The sequence below is a fragment of the Morganella morganii genome (genome assembly GCF_019242955.1).
GTDB lineage: Bacteria > Pseudomonadota > Gammaproteobacteria > Enterobacterales > Enterobacteriaceae > Morganella > Morganella sibonii.
Window position 1 is genome coordinate 493,554 of record NZ_CP066129.1, and the last position, 13,130, is coordinate 506,683.

Below are 13,130 nucleotides of genomic sequence, written 5' to 3' on the forward strand. Positions count from 1 at the left end.
CAACCCAATCATTTACCATCCGGAAATCTAACCTTTGTTGATACATATCAAAATCAATTGTAGCACGTTAACACTATTTTCAATTGTTAATTGCGGGTTTTAATGATTGTCAAATAAATAGAGCTACAATGTTAAGCATTATATCTGACTTGTCTGATTATTGTACATTTTTTTGCCGGATAAACCGCGAAAAACGTAACTTGCACGATAAAAGTGAAAAAATACAGAAATTCAGGGTTCTGTAAAATTAAATGCCGGTTGATGATGCGATACCTGCGTTAATTTACCGTCATTTCTTTTTATTCTGATATGTGATCAGCTTCAAACTGTCTGATTCTGACGGCAAATATGAAGAATAATTTGACATCACACTGCCTTTCCTTTAACCGTAATAGGGTTAACCAGATAAATGACAGACAGGAACTCCATGCGTAATCACAGCCTGACCATGATTATTATTACGACCACCACCACCATTACCACCGGCGGTGCGGGCTGACGCATATCTGAAATCACGAAAAAAGCCCGCACAATTGACTGTGCGGGCTTTTTTTTTGGACTAAAAATGGCAGGAGCAGGTAACACATGCGTGTACTTAAATTTGGCGGAACATCCGTGGCAAACGCGGATCGCATACTGAACATCGCAGGAATCGCAGAGAAAAAACTCGCGCAGGGACAGCTCGCTATGGTGCTTTCGGCACCGGCGAAAATCACTAATTACTTAGTGGCGATGGTGGAGCAGACCGTCAGCGGGCAGGAAGCAAACACATTGGTACACGATGCCGCAGCTGTTCTCGGGGCGATTCTGGACGGGTTGCGTGATGCCGTGCCGGGCTTTGAATATGACCGGCTGAAGCACGAAACAGAGCAGGAAATCAGCCGGATACGTCAGGTTCTGCACGGCGTGTCATTGCTGGGGCAGTGTCCGGACAGCATCAATGCCAATATGATCAGCTGCGGTGAACGTTTTTCCATTGCCGTGATGGCATCACTGCTGAAAGCCCGCGGTCATAAGGTTACGGTGATTGATCCGGTGGTGAATCTGCTGGCGGTCGGCGGTTATCTGGAATCCACTGTTGATATCCATGAATCAACAAAACGTATTTCCGCACTGAATATTCCGTCGGATCACATCATTCTGATGGCAGGATTCACAGCCGGTAATGAAAACGGCGAACTGGTGGTGCTGGGGCGTAACGGTTCCGACTATTCCGCCGCGGTGCTGGCTGCCTGTCTGCGCGCCTCCTGTTGTGAGATCTGGACTGACGTGGACGGTGTGTATACCTGCGATCCGCGTTTTGTGCCGGATGCCCGTCTGCTGAAAGGCATGTCGTATCAGGAAGCGATGGAGCTTTCTTATTTCGGGGCAAAAGTCCTGCATCCGCGCACTATCGCGCCGATTGCGCAGTTCCAGATCCCGTGCCTGATTAAAAACACGCTCAATCCGGATGCGCCGGGCACATTAATCGGTGACGGCCAGCGTGACGACAGCCTGCCGGTGAAGGGGATCACCAACCTGAATAACATGGCGATGTTTAACGTCTCCGGGCCGGGAATGAAAGGAATGGTCGGGATGGCGGCACGGGTGTTTACCGTGATGTCCCGCCGTAATATTTCCATCGTGCTGATTACACAGTCATCTTCCGAATACAGCATCAGTTTTTGTGTGGCGCAGAAAGACAAGGCACGTACTCAGCAGGCGCTGGAAGAGGAGTTTTATCTGGAGCTGAAAGAGGGCGTACTCGACCCGCTGGATGTGCTGGATAACCTGGCTATTGTCTCCGTGGTCGGGGATGGTATGCGGACACTCAAAGGGATTTCCGCCCGGTTCTTCTCGGCACTGACCCGCGCCAATATCAATATCATTGCTATCGCACAGGGCTCGTCCGAACGCTCAATCTCTGCGGTGGTGGATAATGATCTTGCCGCTGCCGGAGTCCGCCTGTGCCACCAGATGCTGTTTAACACCGATCGCATTGTGGAAGTGTTTGTGGTGGGGACCGGCGGGGTCGGCAGTGCGCTGCTGGAACAAATCCATCGTCAGCAGGCACGGCTGAAAGCCAGAAACATCGATCTGCGGGTCTGCGGTATCGCCAACTCCAAAGCGATGCTGACCAATATGCGCGGCATTGATTTACAGGACTGGCGTCAGTCGCTGTCGCAGGCCAAAGAGCCGTTCAGTCTCAGCCGTCTGATCCGTCTGGAAAAAGAATATCACTTCCTCAATCCGGTGATTGTCGATTGTACCTCGAATGAGGAAATCGCCCTGCAATATGCGGATTTCCTGAAAGACGGTTTCAACGTGGTGACGCCGAATAAAAAAGCTAACACGCTGTCCATGGATTATTACCATGAACTGCGCCGTGCGGCGGCATCCTCAAAACGTCAGTTCCGTTATGACACCAACGTCGGTGCCGGGCTGCCGGTGATTGAAAACCTGCAAAATCTGCTCAATGCAGGGGATGAACTGGTGCAGTTCAGCGGCATTCTGTCCGGCTCGCTCTCCTTTATTTTCGGCATGCTGGATGAGGGGATGTCACTGTCTGAGGCAACTGCGGCGGCTAAAGCCAAAGGCTTTACCGAACCGGACCCGCGTGATGATCTTTCCGGGATGGATGTGGCACGTAAGCTGCTGATCCTCGCCCGTGAAGCGGGACTCTCTCTTGAGCTGGCGGATATTGAGGTGGATTCTGTGCTGCCGCCGGATTTTGATGCCTCCGGGGATGTGAACACCTTTATGGCGAATCTGCCGTCACTGGATGCGGCCTTTGCTGCGCGTGTGGCGAAAGCCGCAGAAGCAGGGCGCGTTTTACGCTATGTTGGCATTATCGATCACGGCCGCTGTCAGGTGAAAATCACGGAAGCAGACGGCAATGATCCGCTGTATAAAGTGAAAAACGGCGAAAACGCCCTGGCGTTTTATACCCGCTACTATCAGCCAATCCCGCTGGTACTGCGCGGTTACGGCGCGGGGAATGATGTGACAGCGGCAGGGGTGTTTGCGGACGTGCTGCGGACAATGTCATGGAAACTGGGAGTGTAAAACGTGATAAAAATTTATGCACCGGCGTCAATCGGGAATGTAAGTGTGGGGTTCGATGTGCTGGGTGCGGCAGTGTCTCCGGTCAGCGGGGCGCTGCTTGGTGACTGTGTGTCCATCGCGAAAGCAGAGACGTTTTCACTCAGAAACAGCGGTCATTTTGCCGGTAAACTGCCGGTGAATCCGAAGCACAATATTGTATATCAGTGCCATGAGCGGTTCAGTGAGATCATTAATGACGATCTGCCGGTCGCCATGGTGCTGGAGAAAAATATGCCGGTGGGGTCAGGATTAGGTTCCAGCGCCTGCTCGGTGGTGGCCGCTCTTGTGGCACTGAATGAATACACCGGCAGGCCGCTGGATGAGATGTCACTGCTGCGCCTGATGGGTGAGATGGAAGGGCGTATCTCCGGCAGTGTGCATTATGACAATGTCGCACCTTGTTTCCTGGGCGGATTACAGCTCAATATTGAAACCGGCGACAGCGTCAGCCAGACGGTACCGGGCTTTGAACACTGGTACTGGGTGATGGCGTATCCGGGCATTAAAGTCTCCACGGCGCAGGCACGGGCGATTTTACCGGCCACCTATTCACGGGCGGATATTGTCAGTCACGGGCGCAACCTGGCCGGATTTATCCACGCCTGCCACACCGGACAGGCCGATCTGGCCGCCGCCATGATCCGCGATGTGGTGGCGGAGCCGTACCGCCGTGAATTGCTGCCGAATTTTGATGCTGTCCGTGAGCAGGTACTTGCCCGCGGCGCGAAGGCATGCGGTATCTCCGGCTCCGGGCCGACGCTGTTTGCGGTCTGCGATAGTAAATCAGCGGCAGAGCAGGCAGCGGATGTCTTCAACACACAGTATTTGCAGAACAGCGAAGGGTTTGTCCATCTGTGCCGTCTCGATCTCAAAGGCGCACGTCAGATAAGTGCATAAAGGTAAAAAATGGAACTGTACAATTTAAAAGATGAGAGTGAGAAAGTCAGTTTTGCACAGGCGGTAAAACAGGGGCTGGGACGCGGACAGGGGCTGTTCTTCCCGCGTGAGATTCCGTTTTTTGATGCAACGGAAATGGATAAGCTGCTGGCGATGGATTTTGTCAGCCGCAGCACGGCCATTCAGCATGCACTGATTGGTGATGAGATTCCGGAAGCTGAGCTGGCAGCGCGTGTCCGTGCCGCCTTTGCTTTTCCGGCACCGCTCAGTCCGGTGGAGCCGGATGTGGCCTGTCTGGAGCTGTTTCACGGCCCGACACTGGCATTCAAAGATTTCGGCGGACGTTTTATGGCCCAGGCGCTGGCTGCCGTTGCCGGTGACAAGCCAGTCACCATTCTTACCGCCACCTCCGGCGATACCGGTGCAGCGGTTGCTCATGCTTTTTACGGCCTGAAAAACGTGCAGGTGGTGATCCTCTATCCGCAGGGAAAAATCAGCCCGTTACAGGAAAAACTGTTCTGTACCCTCGGCGGCAATATTCACACCGTGGCGGTGCAGGATGATTTCGATGCCTGTCAGGCGCTGGTGAAACAGGCGTTTGATGATGAGGAACTGAAACAGACGCTGCATCTGAACTCGGCAAACTCCATTAATATCAGCCGTCTGCTGGCTCAAATCTGCTATTACTTTGAAGCGGTGGCACAGGTTCCGGCGGAAAAACGCGGTGAACTGGTGTTCTCGGTGCCGAGCGGTAACTTCGGTGACCTGACCGCCGGAGTGCTGGCAAAAGCGATGGGGCTGCCGGTGAAACGCTTTATCGCCGCAACCAATGCCAATGACACCGTACCGCGCTATCTGGCGGACGGGCAGTGGAAACCGGCGGCAACCGTGGCAACGTTATCCAATGCCATGGATGTCAGCCAGCCGAACAACTGGCCGCGTATTGAAGCGCTGTTTGCACGCAAAGGCTGGTCACTGAAAGACCTGCGTTCCGGCGCGGTAAGCGACGATGAAACCCGCGAAACCATGCGGGAACTGGCTGCGAAAGGGTATATTTCCGAGCCGCATGCCGCGATCGCTTATCGTCTGCTGCGCAGTGATTTGCAGCCGGGCGAGTACGGTATTTTCCTCGGCACAGCGCATCCGGCCAAATTCCTGGAGAGTGTGGAAGCGATTCTGGACAGGAAACTGCCGTTACCGGCGGAACTGGCTGAGCGGGCTGATTTGCCGCTGCTGTCTGCGGTATTACCGGCTGATTTTGCGGCGTTGCGGGACTATCTGCTGAAGACGGTGAAACCGTAACTTCCTGTCAATTGTCACCAGTGTGATGATAACGGGTAAGAGAACAAAAAGCATACTGCGCCACGGATGGCGCAGCTGAATGACCCGGCAGTTATGCTGCGTGGTGTTCCGGCCGTGTAAACACCAGTTCCCGTTCACCGGACTGACTTTCATCAAAACGGTAACCGTCGAGATTAAACTCCGTCAGCTGAGACGGCTGCGTCAGGCGGTTCTGAATAATAAACCGGCTCATCAGCCCGCGTGCTTTTTTGGCATAGAAACTAATCACTTTGTACTTGCCGTTTTTCTCATCGAGGAAAACCGGTTTGATAATCACCGCATTCAGTTTCTTCGGATTTACCGCTTTAAAGTATTCATCAGAGGCCAGATTGACCAGTACATTATCACCCTGTGCAGCCAGCGCCTGATTCAGATTATCCGTAATAATATCCCCCCAGAACGTATACAGATCTTTGCCGCGCGGATTGGCAAGTTTCGTTCCCATTTCCAGGCGGTAAGGCTGCATCAGATCGAGCGGGCGCAGCACGCCGTACAGGCCGGAAAGCATACGCAGGTGCTGCTGGGCAAAATCAAAATCGGCTTCACTGAAGGTCTCCGCCTGCATTCCGGTATAGACATCCCCTTTAAATGCCAGAATGGCCTGGCGGGCATTGTCCGGCGTGAAATCCGGCTGCCATTCCCCGAAACGGGCGGCATTCAGTCCGGCCAGCTTATCACTGATATGCATCAGCGAGCCGATATCCGCCGGGGTCAGTTTGCGGCAGGTTTCTATCAGGGTTTCTGATTGTGCCAGCAGCTCAGGCTGAGTATGGCGCTCAGTGGCTAACGGGCTGTCATAATCAAGGGTTTTTGCAGGAGAAATAGTCAGCAGCATAGTCGGCTCCGGTCTGATGTTGTCATTCTCCGGTTACTTTAACAAAAAAAAGAGGATAACGGGCAAATCACTGTAATCGGTGACGGCGCACAAAACAGGAAACGCTCCGGATAACAACGGAATAACGGCGGAGCAAAGGGGACAAGCCGGATTTTCCCTGCTTGCGCGGCGTGCTGTCCGTGATATTATCAAATGCAGTTGCGGCATATTGCCATCTGTACTCGTTATACTTCAGGGTTTCCGGGTGTTGACTACGCAAAGTTCACCGGCAGGCATCCCGAATTATTCCGGGTATCTTCTGACATAAGATGAGAGACGAAAATGACCGATAAATTAACTTCCCTGCGTAATCTGACCACGGTCGTGGCCGATACCGGTGACATCGAAGCGATGAAACTGTATAAACCACAGGATGCCACCACCAACCCTTCTCTGATCCTCAATGCGGCGCAGATTCCGGAATACCGTAAGTTAATTGATGATGCGGTAACCTGGGCGCGTGCACAGAGCGACTCACGTGAACAGCAGATTATCGATGCCGGTGACAAACTGGCGGTGAATATCGGTCTGGAAATTCTGAAACTGATTCCGGGTCGTATCTCCACCGAAGTGGATGCCCGTCTCTCTTATGACACGCAGGCAAGTATCGCCAAAGCAAAACGTCTCATCAAACTGTATAACGATGCCGGTATCAGCAACGATCGTATCCTGATCAAACTGGCCTCCACCTGGCAGGGTATCCGTGCTGCGGAACAGCTGGAAAAAGAAGGCATCAACTGTAACCTGACACTGCTGTTCTCCTTTGCTCAGGCGCGTGCCTGTGCGGAAGCAGGTGTGTATCTGATTTCTCCGTTCGTCGGCCGTATCCTCGACTGGTACAAAGCAAACAGCGACAAGAAAGAGTTCGCACCGGCAGAAGATCCGGGCGTGATTTCAGTAACTGAAATCTACAACTACTACAAAGAGCACGGCTACAAAACCGTGGTTATGGGCGCAAGCTTCCGTAACTCAGGTGAAATCCTGGAACTGGCCGGTTGTGACCGCCTGACCATCGCCCCTGCACTGCTGAAAGAGCTGTCAGAAGCGACCGGTGCGGTTGAACGCAAGCTGGAATACAAAGGCGAAGTGAAAGCGCGTCCTGCACCGCTGACAGAAGCTGAGTTCTACTGGGGTCACCACAGTGATGCGATGGCAACCGAGAAACTGGCGGACGGTATCCGTAAGTTTGCGGTAGACCAGGGCAAACTGGAAAAAATGATCGCCGATCTGCTGTAATCGTTATAATACGTCAGATTCAGGAGGCAGCCCCGGGGCTGCCTTTTTTGTTTCCGGCGGCAATGCTATGCTGTGCCCCGGAGTCAAAATGACGTTGAGGTGACTATGAACAATGTGTTGCGCATCGGTCTTGTCTCGGTTTCTGACCGCGCATCCGGTGGTATTTATGAAGATAAAGGCATTCCGGCCTTACAGGCATGGCTGGCAAAAACTATCACCACGCCTTTTCAGACAGAAACCCGCCTGATCCCGGATGAAGAAGCGATGATCAGCCAGACGCTGTGCGAACTGGTGGATGAATTCGGCTGCCATCTGGTGCTGACAACCGGCGGAACCGGCCCGGCGCGGCGTGATGTGACTCCGGATGCAACACTGGCGGTGGCAGATCGCGAAATGCCGGGCTTCGGCGAACAGATGCGTCAGATCAGCCTGAAATTTGTGCCGACGGCAATCTTATCCCGTCAGGTGGGCGTGATCCGTAATCAGTCGCTGATCCTTAATCTGCCGGGGCAGCCGAAAGCCATTGCTGAAACCCTGGAAGGGCTGAAAGATGAAAACGGTAAAGTGATCGTTTCCGGTATTTTCGCAAGTGTACCGTATTGTATACAGTTGCTTGACGGGCCTTACATTGAAACCGACCCTGAAATTGTCGCGGCATTTCGTCCGAAATCAGCAATAAAGCCGCAGTAATACTGCGTTTTTAGCATAAAATAAAAAGTATTCCCCCGGACACCTTTCTTGTCCTATGATGCGGTTATCCGTTTATGTAAAGTAAAGATAACAGCAATGTAAAGACAGGAAAGGTGAACCCATGGCACAGACCATTCCCCGGACACTCAACCGGCAGGATTATAAAACACTCTCTCTCGCGGCCCTGGGTGGCGCACTCGAATTTTACGATTTTATTATTTTCATCTTCTTTGCCGTTACCATCGGCAAACTGTTCTTTCCGCCGGATATCCCTGCGTGGCTGGTGCAGATGCAGACCTTCGGGATCTTTGCTGCCGGCTATCTGGTGCGTCCGCTGGGCGGCATTGTGATGGCTCACTTCGGTGATCTGGTCGGCCGTAAAAAAATGTTCTCTCTCAGCATCCTGCTGATGGCGGTGCCGACACTTTGTATCGGTCTGCTGCCGACTTATGAATCTATCGGTATCGCCGCGCCGTTATTGCTTCTGCTGATGCGGGTCATGCAGGGGGCTGCGATTGGCGGGGAAGTCCCGGGGGCCTGGGTATTTGTCTCCGAGCATGTGCCGAAGCACCGTATCGGTATTGCCTGCGGCACGCTGACAGCGGGGCTGACGGTCGGTATTCTGCTCGGCTCGCTGGTGGCGATGATGATGGCGACAATCTTTACTGAAGCACAGCAACTGGCCTGGGGCTGGCGTGTGCCGTTCTTCCTCGGGGGGATTTTCGGCTTTGTGGCACTTTATCTGCGCCGCTGGCTGGCGGAAACGCCGATCTTTCAGGAGATGAAACAGCAAAAAGCACTGGCGAAAGAGCTGCCGCTGAAAACCGTCGTGGTGAACCACAAAGAAGCGATTGTGATCTCCATGCTGCTGACCTGGCTGCTCTCCGCCGGGGTTGTGGTGGTGATCCTGCTGACACCGGCCTATTTGCAGACGGAGTTCGGCCTGGCAAAAGCGGTGGTGTCTGTTGCTAATATGACGGCGATTCTGGCGCTGTGCGGCGGATGTCTGGTCGCCGGTTATCTGTGTGACAAACTGGGTGCGTCAGTGGTCTTTACCTTCGGCAGCCTGCTGCTGGCGGTCTGTACCGGCTATTTTTATCTGACCGCCGGTGAGCCGGGTACGCCGCTGTCACTGACCTACGGACTGGCCGGATTCAGTGTCGGCGTGGTGGGGGCAGTGCCGTTTGTGATGGTGAACAGCTATCCGGCGGAGATCCGCTTCAGCGGTATTTCCTTCTCCTACAATCTTTCTTATGCCATTTTCGGCGGACTGACACCGGTTGTGGTCACGCTGTTCCTGAAATGGACCCCGCTGGCACCGGCGTACTACATGCTGGGGCTCTCTCTGATCGGCCTGCTGCTGGGGCTGTATATGGGGAAAGCGGCGGTGCGTCAGCGGATGATGGTGTTCAGCTCCTGATAACATCCGCTTTTATGCTGTATCAATTATGCTGTTTTAATGCCGTGCTGATATGACTGTCAGCGCGGCATTTTTCAGTGTTTCATCATTTTCTTTTAAATAATCTGTTTTTTTTTCATTTTCCCCTTGATGAATGCATTTATGGCCCCATCTAGTTGTCATCGGAAACTGAAACTCAGTTGAATCCCCTTTAACGCTGCGGATGTCCGGTACCGTCAGGAAATGTTCCGGGTGACGGGTGAGTAAAAATTTTTTCTTGAAAAGTGAAAATTGAACCTCATATACATCGGTAGCGTAAGACGAACAGAATTATTCGGAGGCCTTTAAATGGGTAAAATTATTGGTATCGACTTAGGTACAACCAACTCTTGTGTTGCTGTAATGGATGGTAATCAGGCACGTGTCCTGGAGAACGCAGAAGGCGACCGCACAACGCCGTCAATCATCGCGTATACACAGGATGGTGAAATCCTGGTCGGTCAGCCGGCAAAACGTCAGGCTGTTACCAATCCGCAGAACACACTGTTTGCAATCAAACGTCTGATTGGTCGTCGTTTTGACGATGAAGAAGTGCGCCGCGATATGAACATCATGCCGTACAAAATTGTCGGCGCTGATAACGGTGACGCATGGGTGGAAGCGAAAGGCCAGAAAATGGCACCACCACAGGTTTCTGCTGAAGTCCTGAAAAAAATGAAGAAAACCGCTGAAGATTATCTCGGCGAACCGGTAACCGAAGCGGTTATCACCGTACCTGCTTACTTTAACGATGCTCAGCGTCAGGCAACCAAAGATGCCGGCCGTATCGCAGGTCTGGATGTAAAACGTATTATCAACGAACCGACTGCAGCGGCACTGGCTTACGGCCTGGATCGTGAAGTGGGTAACCGTACTATCGCGGTCTTCGACCTCGGTGGTGGTACTTTCGATATCTCTATCATCGAAATCGATGAAGTTGACGGCGAAAAAACCTATGAAGTGCTGGCAACGAACGGCGACACTCACTTAGGTGGTGAAGACTTCGACAGCCGCATGATCAACTATCTGGTTGAAGAGTTTAAGAAAGAACAGGGTATCGATCTGCGTAACGACCCGCTGGCAATGCAGCGTCTGAAAGAAGCTGCCGAGAAAGCAAAAATCGAGCTTTCTTCCGCACAGCAGACTGACGTTAACCTGCCGTATATCACGGCGGACGCGACCGGTCCTAAACACATGAACATCAAAGTGACCCGTGCAAAACTGGAATCACTGGTTGAAGATCTGGTTAAACGCTCTATGGACCCGGTCAAAGTTGCATTACAGGATGCCGGTCTGTCAGTGAATGACATCAATGATGTTATCCTGGTAGGTGGTCAGACCCGTATGCCGCTGGTTCAGAAAACCGTTGCTGATTTCTTCGGTAAAGAACCGCGTAAAGACGTGAACCCGGACGAAGCTGTGGCTGTTGGTGCTGCGGTACAGGGCGGTGTGTTAGGTGGTGATGTTAAAGACGTGCTGCTGCTGGATGTTACCCCGCTGTCTCTGGGTATCGAAACCATGGGCGGCGTGATGACTCCGCTGATCGCGAAGAACACCACTATCCCGACCAAACACAGCCAGGTGTTCTCCACAGCGGAAGACAACCAGTCTGCGGTAACTATCCATGTTCTGCAGGGTGAGCGTAAACGTTCCGGTGACAACAAATCGCTGGGTCAGTTTAACCTGGATGGTATTCAGGCAGCACCACGCGGTATGCCGCAGATCGAAGTCACCTTTGACATCGACGCCGACGGTATCCTGCATGTGTCTGCGAAAGACAAAAACAGCGGCCGTGAGCAGAACATCACCATCAAGGCCTCTTCCGGTCTGAACGAGGAAGAGATCCAGAAAATGGTACGTGACGCGGAAGCGAACGCCGAAGCTGACCGTAAGTTCGAAGAGCTGGTACAGGTTCGTAACCAGGCTGATCAGCTGGTTCACGCCACCCGTAAACAGATTGAAGAAGCGGGTGACAAACTGCCGGGCGACGATAAAGTGAAAATCGAGCAGGCGGTAAGTGAGCTGGAAATCGCAGCCAAAGGTGAAGATAAAGCGGCTATCGAAGAGAAAACGAAAGCTCTGATCGACGCCTCTGCCAAACTGATGGAAATTGCCCAGCAGCAGGCGCAGGCAGGTGCAGCAGGTGCTGATGCCGCGCAGGATGCAGGTAAAAATGATGATGTTGTTGATGCTGAATTCGAAGAAGTTGACGACAGCAAAGACAAAAAATAAGGCCCTTAGCGGGCGCGGTGATGACTGTTATTAATCACTGAAAACCGGCACGGGCGTTGAGGAAACTCTGCGCCCGTGTCTGTGTGTTAAGGGACAAAACGGATGGCAAAAAAAGATTACTATGAGGTGTTGGGCGTCTCGAAATCTGCGGATGATAAAGAGATTAAAAAAGCCTACAAACGCCTTGCGATGAAATATCACCCTGACCGTAATCAGGGCGATAAAGACGCGGAAGATAAATTTAAAGAAGTTAAAGAGGCTTACGAAATCCTCACCGACGCACAAAAACGTGCGGCTTATGACCAGTACGGCCACGCGGCATTTGAGCAGGGCGGTATGGGCGGCGGCGGCGGATTTGGCGGCGGCGGTTTCGGCGGTGCTGACTTCGGTGATATCTTTGGTGACGTCTTCGGTGATATTTTTGGTGGTGGTCGCCGTCAGCAACGCGCGGCACGCGGAGCAGACCTGCGTTACAACATCGAACTGACCCTTGAAGAAGCGGTTCGTGGTGTGACCAAAGAGATCCGTATTCCGACCCTGGAAACCTGTGATAAATGTCACGGCAGCGGGGCGAAAGAAGGTACTGAGCCGCAGGAGTGTCCGACCTGTCACGGTATGGGCCAGGTGCAGATGCGCCAGGGCTTCTTTGCGGTGCAGCAGGCGTGTCCGACCTGTCATGGTCGCGGCAAAATCATCAAAGATCCGTGCAGCAAGTGTCATGGTCACGGACGTGTTGAACGTTATAAAACCCTGTCGGTCAAAATTCCGGCCGGGATGGACAGCGGCGACCGTATCCGTCTGACCGGTGAAGGTGAAGCAGGCGAAATGGGGGCTCCGGCAGGCGATCTGTATGTCGAGGTTCATGTCCGTCAGCACAATATCTTCGAACGTGACGGCAGCAATCTCTACTGTGAAGTGCCGATTGGCTTTACTGTTGCGGCGCTGGGTGGTGAGATTGAAGTACCGACACTCGACGGACGCGTTAAGCTGAAGATCCCGGCAGAAACCCAGACCGGCAAAATGTTCCGTATGAAAGGCAAAGGTGTCAGACCGGCGCGCGGCGGAATGCAGGGTGACCTGATGTGCCGTGTCGTGGTGGAAACTCCGGTGAAACTGAGCGAAAAACAGAAAGAACTGTTACGTGAGTTCGGTGAATCCGTTGATGGCCAGAGCGGTCAGGACAATACCCCGAAAGCAAAACGCTTCTTTGACGGCGTGAAGAAATTCTTTGATGACCTGACCAAATAAGTCACTGTCAGATAAGTTATATCAAAACCGGCCGGAAAATTTTTCCGGCCGGTTTTTTTGTGTGCTTTATACAAGCATTCAGCGCCGGTT

10 protein-coding genes and 1 other annotated feature are annotated in these 13,130 nt (G+C 52.8%); of the genes, 9 read left to right on the forward strand and 1 reads right to left on the reverse strand.

The features are described 5' to 3' along the window. Window positions 1–409: 409 nt before the first annotated feature. From thrL to thrC, 4 genes are all read left to right on the forward strand, one after another. A complete protein-coding gene (thrL, locus tag JC793_RS02210; RefSeq protein ID WP_071243218.1) occupies window positions 410–499 on the forward strand; it encodes a thr operon leader peptide in 90 nt (29 codons plus the stop codon). After that, window positions 441–556 (forward strand) — a sequence feature (Thr leader region). (Overlaps the previous gene by 59 nt.) A gap of 29 nt (window positions 557–585) precedes the next feature. Continuing rightward, window positions 586–3,045 (forward strand): bifunctional aspartate kinase/homoserine dehydrogenase I, encoded by a 2,460-nt coding sequence (gene thrA / locus JC793_RS02215; protein ID WP_218427352.1) that lies wholly within the window; start codon window positions 586–588, stop codon window positions 3,043–3,045. A 3-nt stretch (window positions 3,046–3,048) separates the two neighbouring features. Next, window positions 3,049–3,981: a homoserine kinase gene (thrB, locus tag JC793_RS02220; RefSeq protein WP_166706948.1), complete on the forward strand. Its 933-nt coding sequence runs from the start codon at window positions 3,049–3,051 to the stop codon at window positions 3,979–3,981. 9 nt (window positions 3,982–3,990) lie between these two features. Then, entirely contained in the window at window positions 3,991–5,283 is a 1,293-nt protein-coding gene (thrC, locus tag JC793_RS02225; RefSeq protein ID WP_218427354.1) for a threonine synthase, read from the forward strand. Window positions 5,284–5,374: 91 nt separating this feature from the next. Here thrC and yaaA read toward each other — a convergent pair whose 3' ends face one another. After that, window positions 5,375–6,157, reverse strand: coding sequence for a peroxide stress protein YaaA (gene yaaA, locus JC793_RS02230; protein ID WP_218411142.1), 783 nt, complete (start codon window positions 6,155–6,157; stop codon window positions 5,375–5,377). Between the two features lie 321 nt (window positions 6,158–6,478). On the opposite strand from yaaA, the gene tal reads away from it, so the two are divergent. The 5 genes from tal (at window position 6,479) to dnaJ (ending at window position 13,040) form a co-directional block, all read left to right on the forward strand. Beyond that, entirely contained in the window at window positions 6,479–7,432 is a 954-nt protein-coding gene (gene tal / locus JC793_RS02235; RefSeq protein WP_004237118.1) for a transaldolase, read from the forward strand. 105 nt (window positions 7,433–7,537) lie between these two features. Next, window positions 7,538–8,122 (forward strand): molybdopterin adenylyltransferase, encoded by a 585-nt coding sequence (mog, locus tag JC793_RS02240; protein ID WP_052926315.1) that lies wholly within the window; start codon window positions 7,538–7,540, stop codon window positions 8,120–8,122. Between the two features lie 121 nt (window positions 8,123–8,243). Beyond that, window positions 8,244–9,542 carry an MFS transporter gene (locus JC793_RS02245; protein ID WP_218427356.1) on the forward strand — a complete coding sequence of 433 codons (1,299 nt, stop codon included), beginning with the start codon at window positions 8,244–8,246 and terminating at the stop codon, window positions 9,540–9,542. A 327-nt stretch (window positions 9,543–9,869) separates the two neighbouring features. Next, complete coding sequence (gene dnaK / locus JC793_RS02250) at window positions 9,870–11,792, forward strand: molecular chaperone DnaK (protein WP_107680754.1); 1,923 nt, start codon at window positions 9,870–9,872, stop codon at window positions 11,790–11,792. Window positions 11,793–11,894: 102 nt separating this feature from the next. Next, window positions 11,895–13,040, forward strand: a complete 1,146-nt coding sequence (gene dnaJ, locus JC793_RS02255) for a molecular chaperone DnaJ (RefSeq protein ID WP_107680755.1) — start codon at window positions 11,895–11,897, stop codon at window positions 13,038–13,040. Window positions 13,041–13,130: the final 90 nt, after the last annotated feature.